Origin of the sequence: uncultured Chitinophaga sp. (genome assembly GCF_902168175.1) — a bacterium.
Taxonomy (GTDB): Bacteria; Bacteroidota; Bacteroidia; order Chitinophagales; family Chitinophagaceae; genus Chitinophaga.
The window spans coordinates 26950-52741 of record NZ_CABHOU010000016.1; the positions used below are offsets into that span (position 1 = coordinate 26950).

The 25792-nt window shown below is 47.7% G+C and carries 19 protein-coding genes; 1 reads left to right on the forward strand and 18 read right to left on the reverse strand.

Features of this window, described 5'->3' with window-relative positions:
* Positions 1-452: 452 nt before the first annotated feature.
* Positions 453-1682, forward strand: coding sequence for an ROK family transcriptional regulator (locus QZT80_RS01805; RefSeq protein WP_295117012.1), 1230 nt, complete (start codon positions 453-455; stop codon positions 1680-1682).
* Here the strand turns inward: QZT80_RS01805 and QZT80_RS01810 are convergent.
* From QZT80_RS01810 to QZT80_RS01895, 18 genes are all read right to left on the reverse strand, one after another.
* Positions 1679-3562, reverse strand: coding sequence for a hypothetical protein (locus QZT80_RS01810; RefSeq protein WP_295117013.1), 1884 nt, complete (start codon positions 3560-3562; stop codon positions 1679-1681). The two genes, QZT80_RS01805 and QZT80_RS01810, sit on opposite strands and share 4 nt — an antisense overlap.
* Before the next feature lie 105 nt (positions 3563-3667).
* Positions 3668-4825 carry a DUF5009 domain-containing protein gene (locus QZT80_RS01815; RefSeq protein WP_295117015.1) on the reverse strand — a complete coding sequence of 386 codons (1158 nt, stop codon included), beginning with the start codon at positions 4823-4825 and terminating at the stop codon, positions 3668-3670.
* A gap of 91 nt (positions 4826-4916) precedes the next feature.
* Positions 4917-5759 (reverse strand): energy transducer TonB, encoded by an 843-nt coding sequence (locus QZT80_RS01820; RefSeq protein WP_295117017.1) that lies wholly within the window; start codon positions 5757-5759, stop codon positions 4917-4919.
* 256 nt (positions 5760-6015) lie between these two features.
* A complete protein-coding gene (gene pgl / locus QZT80_RS01825; RefSeq protein WP_295117019.1) occupies positions 6016-6741 on the reverse strand; it encodes a 6-phosphogluconolactonase in 726 nt (241 codons plus the stop codon).
* Between the two features lie 63 nt (positions 6742-6804).
* Positions 6805-8313 (reverse strand): glucose-6-phosphate dehydrogenase, encoded by a 1509-nt coding sequence (gene zwf / locus QZT80_RS01830; protein WP_295117021.1) that lies wholly within the window; start codon positions 8311-8313, stop codon positions 6805-6807.
* 24 nt (positions 8314-8337) lie between these two features.
* Positions 8338-9750 carry an NADP-dependent phosphogluconate dehydrogenase gene (gene gndA, locus QZT80_RS01835; RefSeq protein WP_295117023.1) on the reverse strand — a complete coding sequence of 471 codons (1413 nt, stop codon included), beginning with the start codon at positions 9748-9750 and terminating at the stop codon, positions 8338-8340.
* Positions 9751-9895: 145 nt separating this feature from the next.
* A complete protein-coding gene (locus tag QZT80_RS01840) occupies positions 9896-11047 on the reverse strand; it encodes a methionine aminotransferase (RefSeq protein ID WP_295117025.1) in 1152 nt (383 codons plus the stop codon).
* Between the two features lie 59 nt (positions 11048-11106).
* Entirely contained in the window at positions 11107-11967 is an 861-nt protein-coding gene (locus tag QZT80_RS01845; RefSeq protein WP_295117027.1) for a S1-like domain-containing RNA-binding protein, read from the reverse strand.
* A gap of 9 nt (positions 11968-11976) precedes the next feature.
* Positions 11977-12885 carry an S-adenosyl-l-methionine hydroxide adenosyltransferase family protein gene (locus QZT80_RS01850; RefSeq protein ID WP_295117029.1) on the reverse strand — a complete coding sequence of 303 codons (909 nt, stop codon included), beginning with the start codon at positions 12883-12885 and terminating at the stop codon, positions 11977-11979.
* The gene (locus tag QZT80_RS01855) at positions 12882-14168 is read right to left on the reverse strand and encodes an MFS transporter (protein WP_295117030.1); all 1287 of its coding nucleotides are present in this window, start codon (positions 14166-14168) and stop codon (positions 12882-12884) included. The genes QZT80_RS01850 and QZT80_RS01855 overlap by 4 nt, the downstream gene beginning before the upstream one ends.
* A 35-nt stretch (positions 14169-14203) precedes the next feature.
* Positions 14204-15100: an aldo/keto reductase gene (locus QZT80_RS01860; protein ID WP_295117032.1), complete on the reverse strand. Its 897-nt coding sequence runs from the start codon at positions 15098-15100 to the stop codon at positions 14204-14206.
* A gap of 457 nt (positions 15101-15557) precedes the next feature.
* A complete protein-coding gene (locus QZT80_RS01865) occupies positions 15558-16364 on the reverse strand; it encodes an endonuclease/exonuclease/phosphatase family protein (protein ID WP_295117033.1) in 807 nt (268 codons plus the stop codon).
* 14 nt (positions 16365-16378) lie between these two features.
* Positions 16379-17980 (reverse strand): hypothetical protein, encoded by a 1602-nt coding sequence (locus QZT80_RS01870; protein WP_295117035.1) that lies wholly within the window; start codon positions 17978-17980, stop codon positions 16379-16381.
* 12 nt (positions 17981-17992) lie between these two features.
* Positions 17993-18871 (reverse strand): endonuclease/exonuclease/phosphatase family protein, encoded by an 879-nt coding sequence (locus QZT80_RS01875; RefSeq protein WP_295117036.1) that lies wholly within the window; start codon positions 18869-18871, stop codon positions 17993-17995.
* Positions 18868-20634 (reverse strand): RagB/SusD family nutrient uptake outer membrane protein, encoded by a 1767-nt coding sequence (locus QZT80_RS01880; protein ID WP_295117038.1) that lies wholly within the window; start codon positions 20632-20634, stop codon positions 18868-18870. The genes QZT80_RS01875 and QZT80_RS01880 overlap by 4 nt, the downstream gene beginning before the upstream one ends.
* Before the next feature lie 11 nt (positions 20635-20645).
* Entirely contained in the window at positions 20646-23936 is a 3291-nt protein-coding gene (locus tag QZT80_RS01885; RefSeq protein ID WP_295117040.1) for a TonB-dependent receptor, read from the reverse strand.
* A gap of 75 nt (positions 23937-24011) precedes the next feature.
* Positions 24012-25046, reverse strand: a complete 1035-nt coding sequence (locus QZT80_RS01890) for a FecR domain-containing protein (RefSeq protein WP_295117042.1) — start codon at positions 25044-25046, stop codon at positions 24012-24014.
* An 11-nt stretch (positions 25047-25057) separates the two neighbouring features.
* Positions 25058-25609 carry a sigma-70 family RNA polymerase sigma factor gene (locus QZT80_RS01895; RefSeq protein ID WP_295117044.1) on the reverse strand — a complete coding sequence of 184 codons (552 nt, stop codon included), beginning with the start codon at positions 25607-25609 and terminating at the stop codon, positions 25058-25060.
* Positions 25610-25792: the final 183 nt, after the last annotated feature.

Genomic DNA, 25792 nt, shown 5'->3' on the forward strand with positions numbered 1-25792 from the left:
TGTTATACATGCGCAGCAGCTCAACATCAACAATACTATATGCTTACTGTTTATCATTCTGGTTGCCTCTGCGGTACCCTCGTACCGTATTTTAATTATTAGATGGAGAACACGACGCGGTTCCTTATCTTTAAAACCAATAGCCCTCATTACAGCCTCACCTGGTTGTAACGCAGTTATTAACGATTTAGATCAAGTTGAAGGCTAAATAAGAATATTTTTTACTAAACTCAAAGTACTTTTTTAATTTTTTTTAAAACTATAGGTAAATTAACCGTTTTCTAAAAGAAGATCAGTGTGCCGGTTTAAGTAAAGATAGCCAGTGAAATTGACCACCAATAAGTATTACAACCTCATAACTAACTGATAATCTGACACATAAGTATCTGTTCGTGATTTGTTTCTAATATTTTTTAAAAAGGGCGCATATTTGCCTAATATTTTCAAATTGTATGACTGCCAAGCAGACTTTCTTTGACGAACTCACTAGCGATGTTGCAGGTGGTGTAGCTTATAAGAACCTTTATCTAAAGAAGAAGATCATCGCTTACTTTGCCAACAATGGTAACGCTACCATCGCTGACCTTAGCAAGGAGCTTAACTCCAGCGCCCCTAAAGTAACCACTTTGCTTACCGACCTCATATCGGATGGCATGGTGCAGGACTATGGCAAGATAGATTCCACTGGCGGCCGCAGGCCTAACCTTTACGGACTGGCACCGGAATCGGGCTTCTTCGTAGGCGTAGAGGTAAAGCGGAACCACGTTAACGTTGGCCTGCTCGACTTCAAAAAGAACCTGGTGAAACATGCCGAGCGTGTTCCTTATAAATTAAACAACACACAGGCTTCCCTCGACGACCTTTGCCGTATCATCATCGATTTTCTACAGGAGTACCCGGCGGCTAAGGATAAGATACTGGGCTGCGGCGTTAACCTTTCGGGCCGTATTAACTTCGCTACCGGCTACAGTTATAGTTTCTTTTATTTTGACGAAGAGCCCTTGAGCAAGATCATTGAGTCGCGCATTGGTATTCGCACCTACCTGGAGAATGATTCCAGGGCTATGGCTTATGGTGAGTTCAGCAACGGTGTGGTGAACGAGGAAAAGAATGTACTGTTCGTGAACCTCGACCATGGTATCGGCTTGGGCATATTGATAAACGGGCAGCTCTATTACGGTAAGTCCGGCTTTGCGGGCGAGTTTGGCCATATTCCATTCTTCAACAATGAAATCATTTGTCACTGTGGTAAAAAGGGCTGCCTCGAAACCGAAGCCTCCGGCCAGGCGCTGTTACGCATATTCCGCGAAAAGCTGGACGAAGGCTCTTCTACCGTTATTACCCGCAAAAACAAACGACCGGAGGATGTAACACTGGAAGACATTATTCAGGCTGCCATTAACGACGACGTACTGGCCATTGAGCTGATTGCTGAAATAGGCGAAAAGCTCGGCCGCGGTATTGCGTTGCTCATCAACCTGTTTAATCCGGAACTGGTCATCCTTGGCGGCAGCCTCAGTTACACGGGCGATTACATCCGACTCCCGATAAAAAGCGCTATCAACAAATTTTCACTGAGCCTGGTCAATAACGATACACAGCTTAAAATCTCCAAGCTGGGCGAAAAGGCTGGTATGATGGGCGCCTGTTTACTTGTGCGTAATAAGCTGCTGACTTTTTAACGGAACTGCAGGAAACCGGGCGCTTTAATACCGAAGATATCGAAGCGGAAGTCCGTGATGGTGGTAATTTCAATGAACAGCGGGTTCATGCCCGGCGGATGATTAGGATAGTAGTTCGCAGAAAGTTTTAAAGTATTTAGCGACAGGTTTTCGTTCCTGATACGGCAACCGGCGCCAATACCTGCATAGATAGGATTCTTGAAGATCGCATTATTCTGCTCTGTCAGTTGCGAAACCTGTAACGCGGAGAAGAAGTTCGCTTTAAACCCAAAGAATTTCCAGGGACTGTAATACACAGTTTCTGTGCGGAGGTTAAGCCTGGCGTAACCATTTACCCTGGTGTGCCTGAAGCCCCACACCCCATATTCCATATTGATATTAAGCGGTTTGTACAGGTCATTGTTCGGCGTACCCAGGTAATCGGCGTACAGGAACTGGCGAAAACGGTGGCGACCGTTAGGATTAAACATACGGCTGTAGTAATCGATACGGCCATGTAAAACGGCGTCCGCGGATTTGCCGCCTTCCCAGAAACTGCTCACACCGGCCTGTACGGCCAGTATGCCTTTCAACTTTGTTACCCAGTACTTCTGAATTTCACCTCCTGAATAATAGCGCCTCCTACCCGTCCAGTTTTCCCAGCCACCAGATATGTTGGCATTAAAGCCATAGGGAATATCCTCCGTTCTGCCGAAGCCGAAGAAGTGGTGCGACTTTAAAAACTCCTGTTTAAACAGCACCAGCGAGGCTATATAGTAGTGCCGGTGGTTATATATCGGGTCTTCCTTAAACACCTCCTGGTTGGGACGTTTGTCGAAAAACAGGTTTTGGTAACGGAAGGTTAAGGCCAGGTTAGGGCAGTCCTTGTAACTCCCGTGTTTGCCCTGGCGATTGACGATGTTATACCCCGCCCACGCGTCCAGCAACTTATAGCTGTAATCGCGGAATACCGAATCGGGGTAGTCGCGGATATTCATCGACCATTTACGCGCCAGTTGCAAACCGCCTGCAATACGGGCCGAGGTACGGTAAAGCGGCCGGTTGATGTTGATGTAATACGACCCTTCGTACACATTGGTATCCAGCGGGGAGTTATTGTTCACCGTGGAGTAACCGATGGATGCATCAACGAAGGAGCCGCCTATGTTGTACTTCGTATAACGCGCTTCGGAACCCCATTGGGGCGTCCAGGTGTTGTGCCATTGCACACCCAGCATAAGACCCTGGGCCGCGCCAAACAGATTGTTATTGAACGCACGCGACTCAAAGTTCTGCGTAGTGATTGATGAGAGGTCTACACCATATTCAAACACGTCTTTGGTTACTACCAGCACATCTACCGAATCTGCATCTTCCGGAATTTTAATTACGTAGATACGCGCATCGTTCAAAAACGGCCTGCTACGCAGGTAACGTTCATTATCAGCAAATTCAAAAGCATTGATCGTATCTCTTTCCCGGAAAAACAGCGACTGCCTTATTACCCATTGCTGCGAATGAACGTGCAGGCGGTTGGCGAACTTCAGCAGTTTCATATTGGTGGTAAAAGTGGTATCGGTAATGTTTTTGGGACCAAATACGTCCACCTTTTTGTAGTAGATGTTGCGGATGGGCATGCCCGAATAGGGCGTAAACTGCCGTTCACTTTTCACCATAACACTGTCGGTGGAAAGTGGCTCCGTTCTCTCGCGGTTCATGCGTTTGATCATGGAATCGCGGTAGCTGCGGCTGCGAATTGAGTCCATATAACGGTTTACCGAGCGAAACCACCCACTTTTGGGTGTACGCGCAGTATCTACCTGGGCCTGCACAAATAATGGAAACAGGAGCAGTAAGATGTAACAGCCGATGTAGGGAGGCAGGAATATTTTTAATCTCATCTTCAATGTAACCGCACTAATACCTAAGACAACATTACAAAATTCCGACCAATTATAGCGCAGCCCCGGATACAATAAAGCACCCGGCCCTTCCGTTCGCCCCGGTTACAACTGTAGCCGGATGCCGATTTTATTCAGCAATTTCACCAAACCCATTACTGCCAGGGCAAATACCGCACAGTAAGCCGCCCCCAGCCACCCCGTCCGCCAGGCATCCGGGAACAGGAAAAAGTGAAAATAGTACATCAACGCATATAAAATAGACGGTATAATATAGGTAAGCAGTGGATTGGCTGCAGCAGGCCGCAGGAACCCCGTCCAGCGATTGTACCCCTTTACGTCGGTGATCCAGTACACAACCGTGTATAACACGCAACAACTGGCAGCGCTGTAAAGTGCCCAACTCGGCGTAGCCCATATCTTTGAAATGGTATAATATGGACGTAACACATAGGCGGCTATGGCCAGCAATACGGCAAATACGATCGCCCAAAAGTAAGGCTGCTTCGTTTTCCCATCAAAGTAATTGAGTGAAAGTAACAATCCGCACAGTGCAATGCCTGTATGAATAGCATGCCCTGTTTGCCCACTCGCCCACGTATCGGTTTCGCGGCCGAGTATGAAAAAACCCATACTGGCTATAATCGCGATGGCTACCCCGGCCTTATGACCTTTACACGCCAGGTAAATTAAACTGGTAAACAGGTAAGCCCATCCTATCAAACCCAAAATACCCCACCAGTGCACCTGCATACCATTACCTTCGTTATCGCGGTATATCCATCCCAGTGTTATCAACCCAACTACGCCAATACCGCGCAACAGGTAGGCGATAAAGGGCTTTTCAAACTTATATACGTTCCAAACCAGTATTACGCTGGCGTAGAATAACAATGTCCATAACGACTCCCTCAACCCGGTAGCTTCGGCATTGTAACCCGATTCGGCATTCACCATAAAAAGACCTAACACCAATAACCCCAATGTACGGAAACCAATGTGTAACAATATCTTAGCTGTACTATCGCCCTTACTTTGCCGGTTCTTTACCGCAAATGGTACCGACATGCCCACGATAAACAGGAAGAACGGGAACACCATATCCACAAAGGTCATCGCATCGGCATCGGCCTTCATATGCTGCGCCCATTGCGGAATGTTGCGGATACCCGCCAGTTCGTTCACAAATATCATTACAAGTATGGTAATGCCACGCAGGGCATCGATAGAAAGTATACGCGGTTGCGGTTTTAGTTCAGGCATAGACGTGGTTGATAAGGTATTGCTAAATATAAATAAAAAACGCCGCCCTTACAAACGTAAGGCGCGGCGTATATCCTAATGAAAGAAAACTTTATTGTTCTGCGAGGCGGAAGTTTACAGGGAGATTGAACTGCACATTTACATTCTGACCATTCTGCCTGCCTGGTTTCCATTTTGGCATTTTCCTCACCACACGGATCGCCTCTTCTTCTAATCCACCACCTTTCTTCAGGCTTAAAATTTTCACCTCACTGATTTCGCCCGTTTTGCCTACTACAAACGACACACTCACAATTCCCTGGATACCATTATCCGAAGCTACAGCGGGATAGCTAATATTCCGTTGTAAAAACTTATTCAAGGCGGCTTCCCCACCAGGAAACTCAGGAGGGATCTCTACGAAAATATGCACCTTGTTTGGATCTTCTTTAATGGTCTCATTAGCAACGATACCGGTATTATTGCCTCCTTTTTCAAGCAATGCCGCGATCTCGTTCGAACCATCTTCACCATCCTGTCTTGCATTCGCAATTACTTTATTCTCCAGTTCAGAAATCTTTACCACTTCCTCCTCAGGCGCCACTGGTTCATCTGTAACCCTGAAAGTGTTAAACTTCTCTGTTGCGATCTTAACAGGCGGCTCCTCAACTTTAACAGGCGGGGGCGGAATAAACTTAGGCTCTTCTATCTTCACATCAATCAGCTCTGTTTGGGTAATTAACGGTTTGTTATCCCTGTGCACATCGGCTGCACGTAAGTTGGTACCCAATACGTAACCGCCGATAATCACCAGCGCGATAGAGGCTGTACCCGCAATGGCATTGCGCACGCGCTTATCATATGTTACGCGATGTTTGTAAGCACCATAGTTTTTATTCCTTCCATCAAAGAGGATGTCGATAAATTCGGGAGTGGTAGATTTAGTGATGTCCATGGCTTGTAGATTTGCATATAAGATGGCGCGCTAAATACTTTTCCATAGGGTTTTCGTCAATATTTATTTTTATGGAATTTTTTAACCGCTGCATCTGCGGGCCACTATGGCGGATTATAAAGGATTGGTGTAGTCATCATCGGGAACACTACCAATCCCCCGTTGCGTCGCACACTTCTACTTTATATTCCCTCATCAACATAAAAAACCCCTGTTACACCAATGTATAACAGGGGCTCAGATACTATATAAAAACTTATGCCTGCAAAGCAGCAGCCGCAGCTTCATCAACAAACCAATGCAGTTCGCCCGTAACAGGTTTAATCACCTGCGAGGGATAGGTATCGGGCTTATATTCTCCTTCTATTACGCCCTGTAACGTAAGCGCTTTACCATTACCTGTGGCCAAAAAAACGATGCGTGCCGCCTGGTTTACTACAGGAGCAGTAAGCGTAATACGGTACATTTCCTGCGCCGGCAAATAAAATGCTTTAGCCCATGCTTTTTTCTCATGCACTATTTCTGTACCCGGGAAAAGTGATAAGGTATGACCATCATCACCCATGCCTAACAACACGTAGTCGAATGTAACACCGGTACGTTTAAAATATTTTTGCAGCAATAATTCATATGCTTCTGCCGAAGCTTCGGGAGCAATATCGGTGCGCATTAAATGAATGTTTTCTTTAGGTACACCTACTTTTTCCAGCAGTACTTCGCAGGCCATGCGGCCATTGTTGCGATCGTCGCTGTAAGGCACGGCCCTTTCATCACCCCAGAAGAAATGTATTTTATTCCAGGGAATCATTTGTGCATAAGGCTCTTTCGCCAGCAATGTGTACAGCAGTTTCGGCGTGCTGCCACCGGAGAGTACGAAAGTAAACAGTTCTTTTTCCTGTAGTGTTTCCAGGATGTAGTTGCAGGTCCACGCGGCGAGGTTTTCGCTCAGTTGTGCCGGGTCTTTTGCGATGTGCAGTTCCATGATCTAAAGGCTGTATAAAATGAAACCGGCAGGCCTTATAGCCTGCCGGTCGATAAATATATTTTACTTCGACGGCGCCAGGTTGATCCAGGCATGACCATCGCGTGCAATAAGCGCTTCGGCATCTTCAGGTCCCCAGGTACCAGGAGAGTAGTTAGGAAAGTCTGTAGGTGTCCGGGCTTCCCATGCATGCAGGATAGGCATGATCACCTTCCAGGCAGCTTCTACCTGGTCGGCACGCATGAACAGCGTAGCATCGCCTTCCATTACGTCGAGCAGCAGCGTTTCATATGCTTCTGGTGCATGTTCGCCGGCAGCATCGTCGTAATTAAAGATCATGTTCACCGGGTCAAGGGTCATCGTCTGGCCCGGACGTTTAGCCTGGAAGCGGATACGGATATCCATTTCGGGCTGTATACTGATGGTGAGCCTGTTACTTCTCCAGGTTTCGGCCGCTTCCGCCGGGAAGGCGTACTGTGGCGCGGGACGGAACTGGATAGTAATATGCGTGGCTTTCTGGTTCAGGAATTTACCAGTACGAACGTAGAACGGAACACCCTGCCAGCGCCAGTTATCAATGTAAAACTTAACGGCAGCGTAGGTCTCGGTTTCAGATTCAGGATTTACTCCTTTCTCTTCACGGTAACCGGGTACTTCTTTGCCTTTAATCCAGCCGGCGCCGTACTGGCCCCTCACTGCATACTCATGCACTTCTTCCTTTTTAATCGGACGCAGTGCATGCAGCACATCTACCTTTTTATTTCGTACCTCGTTCGCATCGAAGTTAACGGGTACCTCCATAGCCACCATACATAACAGCTGCAGAATGTGGTTCTGCACCATGTCGCGCAGGGCGCCGGAGTTTTCGTAGTAACCACCACGGCCTTCCAAACCAACACTTTCGGCAGCAGTGATCTGTACATGCTCAATGTATTGCCTGTTCCAAACCGGCTCGAACAATGCGTTCGCAAAACGAAGTGCCAGGATGTTCTGCACCGTTTCTTTACCCAGGTAGTGGTCTATACGGAAAATTTGTTCTTCCTTATAAATGCTGCCCAGTAAGGTATTTAACTCCAGCGCGCTCTTAAGGTCGTGACCAAAAGGTTTCTCTACTACTATACGCGTAGAGTGCGTGTCTTTGCAAAGGTTCAGTTTACCCAGCTTCACCGCAATATCCGGCACCAACTGTGGCGCTACGGCCAGGTAAAATATTACATTGGGATGTTCGCCCCACTCCTGCTCTTTCTCTTTCACTTTGTCGGTGATTAAGCTGTACGCAGCTTCGTCGCCGGCATCCATTTGCAGGTAGTTTACGTGCTCAAAAAAATCATTATAGTGACCATTTTCCTCACCCTTACGGCGGGAGAACTTCTGTATACCATCCAGCAGGTGCGCACGGAAAGCCTCATCGGTGTAGGAACTACGGCCCAAACCGGCAATGGCAAATTTCTCGGGCATCCACTCATCAAGGAAAAGGTTGAAGAGTGCTGGTGTAAGCTTTCTCAGGTTCAGGTCGCCACTGCCACCGAAAATAAACAACACTGAGGCAGGGGGACGTTTATGGTTTTGCATATAGAAATTATAAAAGATCTTGAGTTATTGCCATTCTGTGTGAAAAGTGCCAGGCATATCTATTCGCTGATAGGTATGTGCGCCGAAGTAATCGCGCTGGGCCTGTACCATGTTGGTGGGCAGGCGTTCGCTGCGATACGCGTCGAAGTAAGACAGGGCCGACATAAAGGCAGAAGCCGGTAAGCCGGTTTGTGCTGCTTCTACGATCACTGCTCTTGCATTCGCTTCTGTTTGTTGCAACAGTTTCGCTACTTCTGCATCTAATAACAAATTTTGCAGGCCGGGGGTTTGCTTGTAGGCAGTATAAAATGCCGGCAGCAGTCCCGAGCGGATAATACAACCTGCTCTCCATACGCGTACAGACTCTGGCAGGGAAATATCCATACCCAGTTCTTTAGACGCGGTCTGCAACAGGGCCAGGCCTTGTGCATAACAAATGATGGTAGAGAACATCAGTGCATCGTGTACCTGTTTTACAAACGCTTCCTGCGAAGCGGTTACTTTGCCGGTAACGGTTTTGTACAGCGCTGCCGCCTGCGTTCTTTCTTCTTTGAGAGAGGAAATATTACGCATGGCCACCGCCGCATCGATCACGGTTACAGGCAAAGGCAAATCGAGCGCGTCCTGGGAAGTCCATTTACCGGTGCCTTTGGAGCCCGCCTTATCGGAAATCTTATCCAGCAGTTCGCCACTGCCTTTATCATCTTTTTGCAGGAATATATCGCGGGTAATTTCGAGCAGGAAGGATTGGTTAACGCCCTCGTTCCATTTGGAAAACACCTCGTGCAACTGCTGGTTGCTTAAACCGGCACCCTGGCGGAGCAGGTTGTAGCTTTCGCTGATGAGTTCCATAATCGCGTACTCGATACCATTATGCACCATTTTCACGAAGTGGCCTGCCGCACCTTTACCGAGATAACCAACACAGGGACTGTCGCCCACCTTGGCAGCTACCGCTTCCAGCATGGGTTTAACATGCTGATACGCTGCTTCGTCGCCGCCTGGCATAATGCTAGGACCGGTACGTGCGCCTTTTTCGCCGCCGGAAACGCCCATCCCCATAAAGTGGAGGCCTTTCCCTTTCAGGTAATCTACACGGCGCAGGGTATCTTTCCAGTACGAGTTACCACCATCTATCACCACATCGCCCTTTTCGAGCAGTGGCAGCAGTGATTCTATAACATCGTCTACCGGTTTACCTGCGGGTACCAGCATCATAATTTTGCGGGGTGCTTTTAACAACTGTACCATGGCGGAAAGTTCGGCTACGCCCTTTACCGTTGTACCCTTGGTGGCAGATTGTTCAAGGGCGTCTGTTTTTTGCTGGTCTTTATCAAACCCTATTACAGAAAACCCATGATCGGCCATGTTAAGCAGGAAGTTCCTTCCCATAACACCGAGGCCAATCATTCCAAAGTCAAATAAGCTATTTGTCATAGATATGTATGATGTGGTAAAACGAAGGTGTAAATTTAGACAATTTGAGCATACACTGGAAGCCTAAAATGAGGTGTTATAGTCCCGTGACAAAAAGGGGGTAAATCATTGTATATATTGAGGATGGGGTTGTACAAATTACTGCCTACATCCTCCTCAACCGCTCAGCCGCCTGCTCCAGCGTCGTTTTACGCTTCGCAAAGCAAAAACGGATCACCTTATCGTCCTTACCATCCTGGTAAAAGGCAGATACCGGGATAGTAGCTACACCAAACTCTTTCGTTACCCTTATCGCAAAATCTTTATCGCTTTCGTCGGATATCTGATGATATTGCATCAACTGAAAGTAGCTACCCTCGCCTGCTAAAGGGGTGAAGCGGGTATCTTTCATCAGTTGCAGGAAATAATCTCTTTTTTTCTGATAAAAATCCGGAAGTGTGAGGTAGTGTTCAGGATATTCGAGGAAAGACGCCAGGCCGTACTGCATGGGCGTATTCACTGAGAAGCAGAGGTATTGGTGTACTTTACGGTATTCGGCCATCAGGTGAGCAGGTGCTATGCAGTAACCCATTTTCCAGCCAGTGTTATGAAACACTTTACCGAAAGAGAAGGTGACAAAACTCCGCTGCAACAGGCCGGGGTAGCGCAAAACGCTCTCATGCCGGGCACCGTCGTACACCAGGTGTTCATATACTTCATCCGAAATAACCAGCAGGTTATGTTCCTCTGCCAATTGCTCAAGCTGCCGTATATCCATTTCCTTTAGAATACTACCGGTGGGGTTATGAGGGGTATTGATGATGATCATCTTTGTACGCGCGGTTACCCTGCTTTTCACAAGGTCCCAGTTAATACTGTAGCCGGGAAAATCCAGTGGTATACGTACAGGCACGCCTCCGTTCACTAATATATTGGGAATGTAACTATCATATGCCGGTTCAAACACGATCACTTCATCGCCCGGACCAATACAGGTGGCAATAGCCGTGAATATAGCGTAGGTGCCTCCGGGTGTGATGGTAATTTCCGTATCCGGATTGATGGTTTGCTGGTACAGGCGCTGCACTTTGCCTGCAATTACTTCGCGCAGGGCCATGAGGCCGGGCATAGGTGCGTACTGGTTATTGCCGCGCTGCATGGCGTTATTCACCATATCCTTCAGCTCCTGGCTGCAGTCGAAATCGGGAAAGCCCTGCGAGAGGTTAATTGCCTTATGTTCTGCCGCCAGGGCCGACATTACGGTAAAAATGGTAGTGCCGGTATTGGGTAACTTGCTGTTGATATGGTAAGGTGCCAAGTGCTTAAGTATTTAAGCATCTAATTTACGGCACCAGTTGTTGATTTTTATCTAAAAAATCAAGCTTCTTCGTCCAGCAGTTTTATTCCGGTTTGGGTAAAGATGATGCGCTTTTGTTTGTAGAGGTTACCCGTAGTCATTTTGAAGGTTTTTTTACTCATTCCAAAGAAGGCGTAAATTTCCTCTGGGTCCGACTTATCGTGGTAAGGCAGGTAGCCATCGTTTTCCTGCAACAGGCGCAGTATTTTGCCGGCTTCGTCTTCTACTTTATCGTAGCCACGTTTGCCCAGCACCACGTCGATCTTGTTTTCTTCCTTAATGCTTTTGACAAAACCTGGTATTTTATCACCAATATCCACCTGTTTGAATATTTCGTTGGCATGCAGAATACCGGTGTGTTTACCATTAATGATCACCTGGAAACCGAGGTCGTTGCGACGGTAAATGAGCAGCTCCACAGGATCCAGCTCTTTTACGGTTAACTCTTCATTGCTCAGGTACTGATCTATTTTTTCGGAAGCGGCTACGCGGCCGGTCATTTTATCGAGGTAAATCATCACCAGGTACTCCTGGCCTGCTACCATCGTAGCATGCTGCTGTGATTTAGGTACAAATATATCCTTCATCAGCCCCCAGTCGAGGAAAGCACCCTGACCAGTGGCGTCTACCGCCTTCAGCAACACGATGTCGCCTACTTTGCCAAAAGGCCTTTGGGTGGTGGCAATCAGGCGGTTCTCAGAATCGTGGTACAGAAACACTTCCAGCTCGTCGCCGGTTTTGGTACCGCGGGGTACAAAACGTTTGGGAAGTAGTATTTCTTCCTCTCCGGCTGCCATATAAACGCCGAAATCGGTTTCCTTCTTTACTCTGAGATTGTTGTATTCGCCTACTTTGATCATCACATTTTTACTAAGAGGCAAAGGTATGATTTATTTCCCCGGTTCAATTTTCTTTATTACTACCTGCCAGCCGGGACCACTATTTATATGATGCTGTTCGGAAAAATTGCCCATATTCAGCGCAAAGGAAAGCTGTAACAGACTGTTAAGATAAGCCAGGGGCGCACCTTCCGGCACGGCCGAAAAGGTATTGGCAAACGGAATGCTGTCGCGATACACCAGCGAATCGGCCTGCGTAAACTCCACCAGCATCCTGTCGCCCGCCTTCACAGCTAGCTGACGAAAGGTGCTGTCATCGATATTGGTCCATACGTTGCCGTACTGCACATCCAGTATCGGAATACCGCCGGTTAACACCCCGTTATTAAAAGCAGGGCTGGTGAAGGGCAGACTGATCACTTTCGCCGGCAGTACCGGGCCTACTTCTTCGAAACGAATCACCCCCGCAGCCAGCCTGGCGCCCGTATAGGCATACACGTCGCGGCCATGAAAGGTGTACGACTTGCCAGAATCTTTACGGCGGTTCTTCACCTCATCTATCTCCCTCACTTCACTTATGCCCATAGAAGCCGCTACCAGTGTAAGTGTACCATTATCCGGCGTTACAAAGTAATGTCCCGTCTGTGTTTTCAACACCACCGACTTCCTTTCCGAACCAACGCCCGGGTCTACCACCGATACGAACACCGTACCGGAGGGCCAGTACTTCGCAGTTTGTTCAAGGCGGTAAGCTGCTTCCCATATATTATAGGCCGGTATCTCGTGTGTGAGGTCGTACAGGTGCAGGTCGGCCGATATGCTAAAGGCCACGCCTTTCATTGCCGACACGGCCCCATCTTTCAAACCAAAATCAGACTGAAACACCAGCGCGTGTTGGGGTACCGGTTGCTTACAGGCAAGCAGTAAAAGGGTTAAAAGGAAGAGATAACAGTTCCTCATGAATTCAGATTTTCTTTGTCCATCCAGGACGTACGTTTGGAATCTTTAATGGCGGTATACACCAGTAACGATATAAATATACAACCCGAAACGTACCAATAGTACAGCGATTCGTGGCCGATATCTTTAAAGTACAGCGCCAGCATTTCTGCCGTACCGCCGAAGATAGCCACCGTAAGCGCATAAGGTAAACCCACGCCCAGCGCCCGTACCTCCGCCGGAAACATTTCCGCCTTCACTACTGCGTTAATCGACGTGTAACCGCTTACGATCACCAGCGCCGCCAGTATGAGGAAAAAGGCGGCCGCCTCGGTATTGGCGTGACTCAGCGCCGTTAAGATCGGCACCGTCAGCAGGGTACCCAATACGCCAAAGCCTACCAGCAACGGTTTACGACCTACTTTATCCGACAGCCAGCCGAACAGCGGTTGCATGCCCGCATATATCAGCATCAAAAAGAACGTTAACTGCGTTGCCCTGTCCTTACTAAGATGCACAGTATTCACCAGGAACTTCTGCATGTAAGTGGTATATGTATAGAACGCGATCGTGCCTCCAAGCGTAAGACCCACCACCGTCAACACCGCACGCGGGTGTTTTTTCAGCATCAGTCTTAGTGTTCCCCTTTCTTTGGTCGTATCTATTTTTACTGATTCCTCCATGTTGCGCCGCAGGTATAGGGCCACAATGGCCAGCGCAGCACCGATCACGAACGGAATACGCCATCCCCATTCCTCCAGTTCGGCCGGTGTTAAGAACACCTTCTGCAGCAGCATTTGCACACCCAGCGCCGTAAGCTGACCACCAATAAGCGTTACATACTGGAAGCTGGAATAAAATCCACGTTTGCCGGGCTCTGCTACTTCGCTGAGGTAAGTGGCCGAAGTGCCGTACTCCCCTCCTACACTGAGGCCTTGTAACAGGCGGGCCACCAACAGTAATACCGGGGCGGCCAAACCAATGCTGTTATAAGTGGGGGTAAGAGCGATAATGAGGGAACCGAAAGACATCAGCATCACCGACAGGGTCATGGCAGCTTTACGGCCGGTACGGTCGGCAATGCGGCCAAACACCCAGCCGCCGATCGGGCGCATCAGGAACCCTACTGCGAAAATGGCAGCGGCGTTTAATTGTTGGGCGGTTTGATTGCCTTTCGGGAAAAAAGAGGGCGCGAAATAAAGTGCGAAGGCGGTGTATACGTACCAGTCGTACCATTCCACCAGGTTTCCCACAGAGCCGGAAAAGATAGCTTTTAACCGGGCGCGCGTTGTTTTTATCGTCATAGGTTGTTACGAAATTGCGCCCAAAAGTAATATATCTAGCGGTGTTGGTCGTACAAATTAATGCGAACGGCCTGGCGTAAAAAATCCATTTCGGAATCTTTTAACGGCGGGGTATTGGTGGTACCTGCAGCCTCTTCCAACTGCTCCAGGGTGCGGATGCCTACTACGGCCGAGGTAATGGCCGGTTGCTGCAACACGAAACGCACGGCGGTTTGCGATGGCAGGCGTTCGCTGCCCGATAAGCCAGCCACATGTTTGGCAGCCATGGCCACGTCCAGTATATTGTAGTTCAGGAACTCTTCAGGGGTTTTGCCCGTTAACAAACCTTTGGCCACGGTGCCGCGCGCCAGTACACCTACATTATACTCCTGTAATAAGGGCAGGCAAATTTCTTCGGGGCGGCGATCGAGCAGGCTATACTGCATCATCACACTCGTCAAATGAGAACGTTGCAACCAGGCGTGTATCACGTTAGGGCGTATAGAGGAAATGCCATAATAACGGATCTTTCCCTGCAACTTCAATAATTCAAACGCCGCTACGGCTTCGTCGATAGGGTCGTCAATAGTACCGCCGTGTAACTGGTAGAGGTCGATATAATCCGTTCCCAGGCGTCTAAGACTATCTTCCACCGCAGCCAGAATGTATTCCTTGGTAGGATTCCAGTCCCAGCCGCTTCCATCGGGTCGCCACTGATTACCCACTTTGGTAGCGATCACCACATCTTTCCTCTTATCTTTTAATGCTTTGCCCAGGGTTTCTTCGTTACGGCCGTGGTCGTATAAATCCGCCGTATCAAAATAATTAATGCCAAGGTCGGCGGCGCGAGCCACCAGCGCGGCATTCTCCGCATCGCTGCCCTTCAGCGACATACATCCGAAACCAATTTCGCTAATCCTGAGGTCTGACTTTCCGAGTAGATTATACTTCATACTGGCGATTTGAGGTTTACATATCAAATTTAACACCATTTATCTGGTTTTGTTAACATAAAGCCGTCTAATTCAGGGTTTAAAGTATTAATTGCTCAAATGCCCGTACCTGGGCAGCTACGGCCTTCAATATTATATTCACCATCTTCAGGTTCTCTTCTCCTAGCTTTCAGGTATACTTCAGGTATACTTCAGCTACTCTTGACGCTTTTTGTTAAGATACTATCAGTGATAAATATTTTCTGCTTTCAGGACAACTTTTTCTGCTTTCAGGACAATTTTCCGGGGTTAGCGGAGGCTATCTTTGTGTAACATTCAATAAACGAGGCTGGGTTGGTGTAAATGCGGAGGGGCACCGCATGCGCGTTCAGAAGGGCTTTTGTTTTACAGGTGATTTACGGTTTGGAGGTGCCGTAAAGAAAAAGGCTGCCTCGTTCGAAGCAGCCCCGTTATCTCTTTAATAACTTAACACCGCCTTATAACCGAGGTGGTCCGATCCATAAAATCCTTCCATCAATACCTGCTCGCTCACTGTTTTAAAGCTGCTGGTTTTAGGGAAGAAGATATAATCGATCCTTCGTTTTGGGTTTACATTCGGAATCGTAGGCGCTTTATTAATGCTGGCGTCGGTAAAGAAAGCTGTGAGTGGTTGTATGGCACCCTTTTCATCAGTAGCGTTGAAGTCGCCGCCAATTACCAGGGGCAGGGACAAACTTTCGCCCAACTTCACGATAGCGGCCGTTTGCAATACACGGTTCTCTTCTTTACTAACATCGAGGTGGGTGCTGGCGAACCAGATATCTTTTTTACCGGGCAGACTTACACGTCCCAGGGCCACTACGCGATCCTCGCCTGTAAAGCCTTCTATTTTAGGCAACATGATCGTACGGGTTTCAGTAAGCGGGTATTTTGATAAGATACCTACGCCATAACCACCGCCCTCGTACGGGATAGCTTTTCCGTAGTAATAGTACATGCCCAGTTTATCGGCCAGCAGTTTTAACTGGAACTCCTTATTAGCACGTACCGTTACGCTATCGAGTTCCTGCAGGGCTACCAGCTGGGCACCAGACTTACGGATCGTAGCAGCAATGGTGTCCAGGTCAATTACTTCCTTTGGCTGCGATGGCGGGTTAGCGTGATGCACATTATATGTAACCACAGTTACCTCGCGACTGGCAGGCCCGGAACTTGTTTTCCGGGCACTGTTACAACCAGCCAACATCATCAGCATGAGTGAATAAAAAAAGAATGTTCTTATCATTGGTACATAGATTATCAGGGGTAGGCTAAAGTAGATACCGGATTATATTTCGTGCGATTGTCTTCCGCAGGTGCTTTCACTTCAAGGGTTACGGTGGCCTGGCCATTGACAACCGCATACTCTTTAACCATCACTACCGCAAAAGCCTGGTTATTGGTCGGCGTCCATGAACCCCAACCGATAATGAAACCTTCGCCCGCTTTCAGTGCGCTGTTAAAGCGACGATTGGTGGTAGATACGTTATAGTTTTCTCCACCGGCAGCTACCGGTGCCTTCACTTTGTTATTGATGTAATCCGTAAGCTCACCATCCCACAACATACCATCAAAAAAGGCATTAGTAAGACTTGGACGGTTTACAGTAACCAGTGTATACGTGGCGGTATTGAAACCAACCATGTAAGGCGCCATGCCAGTGGAATACGCTGCTCCTGCATTAAATGCAGCAGCCGAAGATATACGGAAGTCCGTAGCACCGTGTTTGTACATCAGGAAGTCCATAGCCAGCTGGTTAGCAGCGGCACCTGGCACATCAAATGTATAAGGTGCCTTGTTCATAGAGAACCAGTTATGTTTACCGGCTCCTATTTCAGTAGTCAGTTTAATGTCTCTAACATGTACCAGTTTATTATACACCTGCGCTACCACATACTCTGCCTGCAGACTTTTACCACCTTCGTTCGCACCGCTGATGCGTACGGCCTGTACGCCATTTGTGCCCTGGTATTGTACACTGAACGCAAATTCATCCTTCGGCGTTCCGATAGTAATCGCTGTTTCCGCACCATACGTACCATTCACTTTCAGCGCGTAGGTAAGGGTGGACACTGCGGAACCAGAGAACACTGTACCCGCCAGTGTATTGTCAATACCCGCATACACTACCGGAATGTTTGTTTTATTGCCATCCAGCGCGATATTCACCGCATCGTCTACCACCGTACCAATCTTGAAGGTATCGAGTGCAGTACCATTGAAGCTGTTTTTTGCTTTTACGATAATACCGCTCATGTTTTTCACCACGGTAACGGTCAACGCAAAAGGCATGTTCTTTGCGTTAGTGATAGTGATCGGACTTTCGGACGATGCTGTGCCGTTTACAATAGTCTGGTAAGTAAGGGCCGTTACATCATGCTCTGATGTAAAACTACCTTCCACTTTAAATTGTTTGTTCTCAAAAACAGAGGCACGGAACTTCACATTATCCTTAAAAGAAAGTACCGGCATAAGTCGTACGCCTTTTGGTTTGATATGCTTTTCGCTGTTCTTCATTTGTTTATCGAACGAAATGACAACCAGTTCCACCATGTTCTGTGGCACCGTAAACACAATGTTCTGATCGAGTTCCTGTGGATGATTTTCTTTATAGTCAATCGTTACAGGCGTTCCTGAAGAGAGTCCCGATGCTGTTTGGGTGATGAAGTAGTAAGCCAGGCGGCGTATACCGGCGGGTGCTTTCACGTTCACGGGCACTGTTACCTGCTCACCCACGTTCAGGTTTTCCACTTCTTCAAATCCCGCCCCGAGTGTAATTACCGGCCCGGCAACCTTGTCGTCGTTTTTGTTACAGGCCAGCAGGCTTAAGCAACATACGACTAGCAGTATATATTTTTTCATGATCGTTGTTGTTTATCGGTTAAACTTTAATTCCGCTATCACCGGCAGATGATCCGAGGCAACACGTTCCTGGATAACGTTGTGTGATAGAATACCGAATGCGTTCGAAGGACGGAACCCCAGGTGATCAATGATCACGGTTGGGTTCTGCGCGCTGGAAGTATTCGGACAGTTCACACCAACGCAGGTGCGGGTAAAGGCGCCGTCAAACACGTTAAAAAAATCGGTAGCTGAAGGGTTCTCATTTAAATCGCCGCCGATCAGTATGCGATCGGAAGTTTTAGAAAGATGAGAGATCACTTCGTTGATCTGCGCCAGGCGTCCACCGCCAGCTGTATGCTGCAGGTGTGTTACCGCAAGCGTCAGTGAATCAACACCAGGAAGATCAACGGTAGCAATACCCAGTACGCGCTGCTCGTCCGTAGCATTTGCTTTGGGCAGCATGTACTTCCTGTTATTTTTCAGCGGATACTTACTGAGGATGGCGATCCCATAAAACCCACGCATGTAAGCAATAGAAGAATAAAACGAATAGTTCATTTTCACCAGCGCCGCAATCTCTTTTGCCATATCACCTGTATAACCATTCCTGTTAGTTCCTTTATCCACTTCCTGCAGAAACAACACATCCGGATTGGCCTGTATGATCACATTGGCAATGGCGTTTATATCCACCGTACCTGGCGCGCCCGGCGGGTTTGCTGCGTGAATGTTGTAGGTCATGTATTTGATGGTAGCCATTTTGGGCTCGGCATCGTTATTATTTCCGTAGGTGGCATCGCTGCTGCCCAACTCCACATAAGCAGGTGGTGTATTAGGCAGATAAGGATCTTTATTGCAGGCCAGCAGCAATAACGCCGCCACCATTATACTTTTAGCATTGTTCATCATTTCCAGAAAGGATTTTGTTCCAGTTTAGGATTAAGGGTGATGTCTTGTGTAGGCAGGGGCCAGAGGTAGTCTTTGGTTTCATCAAAAACCTTTACCACACCTTTGTTCGTGAGTACATTACCGCTGTTACCATTCGTCAAATCGGTAACAGGTAACTGGTAAGGACCAGTAGCCGGTGGTTTCGTACCTGCATATATTTCTACATCATTGGTACCGTTGCGGTCCAGGTCATAGAAACCTGCGCCGGGGAAGTACATTCCCCTGTATGCAGTAGTTAACAACTGACCTTCTTTCCAACGCATCAAATCGTCCCAACGGAAGTTGCTTTCCATTACGAGTTCTACCCTGCGCTCTCTTCTTATTTCGAGGATAAGGCCTTTATTGGCACCTGCCACATTAGGGTACAAAGCTGCCTGGTAAGGATCGGGGTTTGCGTTTGCCGCTACCACATCGAGATTAGGCATGCCTGCACGGTCGCGCAGCAGTTTAATCGAAAGGTCAATATCTGCCTGTGAAATGGTATTTAATTCTGCTTTAGCCTCTGCATAGTTCAGCAATGTTTCTCCGAAACGGAAAATGATCATATCATTGATAGACTGGCTGTTTCCATCGTAAGTAGCGATGTTCATCCATTTGATAGGCTGATAGCCGGTCATGGAAGACTCAAAGTCGGGCGCCAACACCTGTGTACCGCCAATACGCATGTAACCGGGTGTGCGGATGGTTTGTGCCAGGCGCGGGTCACGGTTCTGCACCTCATCGTAAAACTGCATGGTTTCGTAGCCTGGGATGTCTGTAAAACGGGTACCGTCTTTCATCAGGTAACTGTTAACCAAACGTTTCTCCAGGCCGGGTTTACCCTGCGAACGGGCAGTTGTGTAGAACTGCAGGTTGTGTTTCAGGTTCAGCTCATTTGAATAACGACGGCCCAGTATCACTTCATCCGCCACTCCATCAATTTTAAGCGTAGCAAATAAATCCTGGTAAGCCTTTTTAGAAGGACCATCGATTTTAGTGTACACTTTGTATATACCGCCCTGCATCAGTTGCTCCGAAGCCGATACACATTCGTTCAGCCACTTATCGGCATCGGGCAATGACATTTCTGTATGATATTTACGCCAGGTACCTTCGTACAGGCAAATACGCGATTTAAGCGCCAGCGCTGTCCATTTGGTTACACGCTCTACACTTTTAGTGGCATCGAGTTTTTCTACTGCAAAGTTAATATCGGCCAGTACGGAGTCCATTACCAGCGTTCTTGGATCGCGGGCTTTGTACAGGTTAGCCTGGTCGTTGGTTTCAATCACTACATTATAGAACGGTACATCACCAAAATACTGCACCTTGGTGAAGTAGAAGTAAGCACGGAAGAAACGGGCCAGAGCCACGTATTTATCACGCACCGCCACATCGCGATAGTTCTTTACGTTTTCGCTGTTCAGCAAAAAGTTGATACTGCGCAGTTGTGAAAAGCTCCATTTCCCGTCTGTAAGCGGAATAAGCCTTGTACCCGCCACTTCCCTGTCTACAGAGGATTTAGCGATATTATCGGCTCCTTCGCTGTACAGGTAATCTGCCGCAGGGAAGTAGGTATAAAACTGGTTCGTATAAGTTTTAAAATCTGCTTCATTGGCAAAGAAGGTGGGTGGCGATACAGATGATGTAGGATATCGCTCCAGGAAGTCTTTACCACAGGATGATGTAAGTACAGCCGCAGCCGCCAGCATCCCTATTATTCTAATTTTTTTCATACTCATCATGGCTACAGGTTTTAGAAGGTAACATCAAAGCCAAAGGCATAAGTTTTGGAAAATGGATACACACGTCCGTCGATGTTCGACATAGCCTGCTCCGGATCGATGTATTTGGAGCGGAGTTTAGTCCAGGTCCACATATTTTCGCCGCTGACAAACACCCTGAAGCGTTCGATTTTTGCGCGCCTTGTGAGATGGGCGGGCAGGCTGTAACCGAGCGTCATGTTCTTGAGGCGCAGGTAAGCCAGATCTTGCATGTAACGGTTATTAGTAGCACGCAATTCGTTGTTGGCATTCAGCGCCACGTATGCAAGCAGGTTCGGGAAGTAAGCGTTTTGGTTCGTTGGTGAATAAACGTCTTTCTCAAAGTCTGCAGGAATAAAGGAGAAGTACGGCCTTGAATAAGGCCCCCAGAAACGGTCGGCATTATTACCGGGGTACCAGTCCATTTTACCTAAACCCTGGAAGAGTGTAGTGAAGTCGAAACCATTCCAGTCGGCACCCACGTTAAAGGAATACTGGAAACGGGGCGTAGAGTTACCTACCACTCGCTGGTCGCCTGGGTTGGCGAGGGAGCTGCCGTTACCATTGGTGATTTTACCATCGCCGTCCAGATCTACCCAGCGAAGATCGCCAGCGCGGAGCGGGATGTTATTGTCTACACGCATTTTGTTCAACCATGTCTGGTCAACAGGATAGGTTTTTGCTTCCGCATCCGTTTTGAAGAAACCATCCGTTACATATCCCCATATCTCGCCTACATTTTTACCAACATACAGGCCGGTAATAATGGCCGCAGAATTAGAATTGTTTACCACTTTAGTGATGCGGGAACGGTTATCGCCCAGCACACCGCCAATATTGTAGTTAAAGTTTTTGCCCGCCAGTTTAAACCTGTCACGCCATTCGGCAGTAAGTTCAAAACCCTCTGTACGTAAGGAAGCGGCGTTTACCAGGGGCTCTGCAGCACCAAATACATCGGGTAGGGCAATACCATTAGTAAGTACGTCACTGGTATTACGGATATAACGATCGAAGCTAAAGTTCAGGCGGTTACGCAGGAACGCAACATCGATACCGGCGTTGTAGGAGGTAACTTTTTCCCATGTAAGACTGCCCGATACCGGAGCCGGAGCACCGTAGTACTTCGACAGTTCGCCATCTAATATATAAGAAGCCGTACCGGGATTCATCGTAGAAATGTATGGGTATTGCCCACCAATAGCCTGGTTACCCAGCGAACCATACGAACCGCGTAATTTCAGATCGCTGACAATTCCTTTAAGTGGTAAAAAGAACTTCTCTTCGCTCGCACGCCATCCTGCAGAAAAAGAGGGAAAGAAACCCCAGCGGCCGCCTTTAGGAAAACGGGAGGTACCATCGTAACGGCCATTCGCTTCAAACAGGTATTTACTTTTGTAATCGTAGGTGAGGCGGTAAAAAAGACCCATCAACGCATATTCGCTGCTACCACCACCAACAGTTTGTTCACCGGTACCCAGGGCAAGGTCATTCAGATCTTCGGAAGAAATATTCATACGTGCCGCTGTAATTCTCTTTGGACGGCTTAACTCCTGGTTATACCCCACTACAAGTTTGAAATTATGGGCGTTGTTAAACGACTTCAGGTAATCGGCATACACGTTAGCCACATGCACCTGGTTAAACTGCTGCGTTTCCGTCAACTTATCTGTACTATACTTCGGCGTCATCGTTACTACACCTGGATATAGTGAGTAATAAGCTGGAGCAGCACGGTAAAAGTTAGGGTCGGTGTACATATTGTAGCTGTAGTTAGCCGTAATATTCAGGTTCTTGAGTGGCGTGATCACCACTTCATTAATCGAAGTCAGTTCAAACTTACGATCCACGCCCTTACTGTTACCATTTAACATCATGGCAAAAATACCGTCACCAATATCGTAGGCGTTTAAACCAGTAATGTAACTGGCGGTACCGTCGGGATTATACGGCGCGTAAGCAGGTGAGGCATGCACGTTGATGTGCGTGAAGTTAGCCGTACCACCGCCTTCGCGGCCGTGATAGGAATAATTGGAATGATAGAAGTTAGTGTTCGAAGACACTTTCAACCACGGGTACAATTGAGCGCCTATTTTGGCACGCAGTGTTTTGGAACTGTATTTATCAGTGTTGATGCGGGTAATACCATCCTTGGTTTTCAGGTTACCGTTAATCATGAAGTTCACTTTATCGTTACCGCCGCTTAACGAAATGTTATGCGTTTGCATAGGCTGCCATTTGGTGAACATAATGTCCCACCAGTCGTAGTTGCCATAATACACATACTGGTCCTGCCCGTTACGGTTCTGGATAGTTACCCATGGACGCGAAGGGTCTTCCGTTTTATCGTTACGACGCGCCAGCAGTTCTGCATAATCGCGTTCTGTATACCCGGAGTAACCGCCAATGTAATACAGTGCGCGGTCGTTCAGGCTCATCCAGTCGTAACCCTTAGTCATAAAATCGGTACTAACCGTAGGCGTCGAAAACGAGAAAGAATTGTTATAACGCACCACTGTTTTACCCGCAGTACCACTTTTAGTGGTGATCAAAACCACACCAAAAGAGCCACGGGCACCATATATCGCAGCAGAAGCCGCATCTTTTAAAACGGAAATAGACTGCACCTCTTCCGGGTTAAGCCGGTCGAGCGTACCCGGAATACCATCGATCAGTACCAATGGACCACCAGATACAGCGCCGCCATTACTACCATCGATAGAAGTAACACCACGGATGTTAAGGGAGCCCATTTGGCCAGGCGTGCCACTCGCCACACGGATAGTTAGATTGGGCATAACGCCCTGCAACAGCGAGGAGATATTGGTGGCAGGGCGATCGCGCAGCTCATCACCGGAAATCTGGTTTACCGCACCCGTAAGATTTACTTTCTTCTGGGTACCATAACCCACTACCACTACTTCCGACAGTTTACTTTCGTCGATAGTGAGACTCACCATTACGGAATTAGGCACACCGCTTTTCACCACATACCCCGTAACCGAACGTTTCTGGTAACCGTAGGAGGAGAAGTCGAAAGCATAAGTACCTACTGTGGGCACGTTAGCGAACCGGAACCTTCCGAGTGAATCGGAAATGGCCGGGAATGATTTTTTAGTGAGCGTGTTGCGGGCCAGCACCGACACGAAAGGCAGGGGAACGCCCTGCTCGTCGGTAACCACGCCTTCAACGGTGGCTGTTTGCTCCTGGGCAAACACGCCAGTATTTAGCATAAGGAACAGGGAAAGGAAGAAAAGCCTCCCCCAACGCGGTAGCATTGTAAGCATATCAGCAGATTGAATTTTAAGAAACACAATCTGAATACGTTTTACAAACTCAGTTGCCCCTAATGCGGACTAAAATTATTTTGAAATGATGTACAAAGAATCGCCGGAAGCCTTGACTTTCATACCGATAGTGCGACAAATATTTTGCAGCATCAGGTGTACTGGCTGGCCGGCATCAACCGATACGAGCATATTAGTGGCGAGCGCCACGTCAGTTGGATACCGTATTTCCACATTATACTGCACCGCAAGGTAGTCGAACATATCGCTGAGGGCCTGGTTCTGGAAATTGAGGTATGTTTTATGGTTAACGGGATCGGTCACCTTTCTTGGCAAAGCAATTTTCTTCTTTATCATACGCGAAGCTACTACCTGCTTTACCAGTGGCACACCATTGATATCTACCGCTACAAAGCGTTTTTCATCAATGCGATAGGCCAGTGCTTCGCCCGGTAACGGGTATGCAGGTTGTACCGTATTAGCCGTATCTCTCACCCGTACCTTTCCTTCGTACAGGTGTACAAAAGCATTTTCGCCCCAGCCATCTACCCTAAACCTGGTACCGAGGGCCGTGGTGGCTATATTGCGGCAATACACCGTAAGCGGTTTGCGATCGTCTTTAAATACCTGGAATTCCGCGCTACCCTCGAGGTAGATGTCGCGGGAGGTATCGTTATAATTATCGGCGTAGTAAATTTTACTGTTGGCAAATAATAATACCTGCGTACCATCCGGCAGGTTTATCCGTTCGGTACCTTTAGATTCATTTAGATGATCATATGCGGCCATCTGTGCAGGGCGGGGAAGTGTATTGCGGTACAGGAAGTAGAACGCGCTTCCGCAAATACACAACAACAGTATGATACCGAATCCTTTATAGAAGTTTTGTGCGCGTTTGGTTTTGAGAACAGAGGCTTTATAAACCGGGCGGTAAGTATCGTCGGGGAGTTCGTTATTACGGCCGGCATCGTTGGAATCGAGGTATTGTTTCCATTCATCCTCGGAAAGATATTCCTCTATATCCAACGACTTATCTTTAAGACGGCTTTGCAGTGCAGCGATCTCTTTTGCTCTTTTGGAGTCATCGTTGTATAAATGCTCATCTCTCATTAAAACGCCTGTTAAGGCATTACAAGATTAGCAAATATTATTAAAACAAAACTAAAAAATGGGCGGATGAAACGGATAGCGAGGGTTAAATGGTTTTCTACAGTTTTGGGAGAGATGGATAAAATTTCGGCTATTTCGCTGGTGCTGCGGCTATGGATGCGGCTCAACTCAAACACCTCGCGACGTTTGGGTGGCAGCAGGTCCAGCAGCTTATGGAGCCGGGCTTTCGTATCGTTATAAGTTACCTGGTTCATTACCTCTTCCGATGCGGCGGGCCCCATGGTATAGGCATGGTAATGTTTTTCGCGCACCTGTATTTTCCGTAACTCGTCAATCAAAGTAGTTTTGGCAATTCTAAAAAGCTGAATGGCAATGTCTACGTTCGGATCGAGGTGGTGACGGAAGCGCCAGAGTTTAATAAAGGTGAGCTGCACTACTTCTTTTGCATAATATTCCGATTCAATTTTCCTGTACAGGAAATTAAATAGTGGATAGCGGTATTCCACAAAGATGCTTTCGAATGCAGCCTCACTGTTATTCCTTAGTTCAGATACCCTATGCATTTTAAACAACAGTTTAAAAATTAAAAACCGCGATAAAAGTAAAAAAGTGACGAGTAATTAGTTCCCTTTGGTTGATATGATAACCTTAAAATAATAAATAAACCCAGATTCCAAAAATTCCCGGGATAAACAGAAGATGGCGTCACCCAGCCGGGCAACGCCATCTTTCTGAAATATAAACAA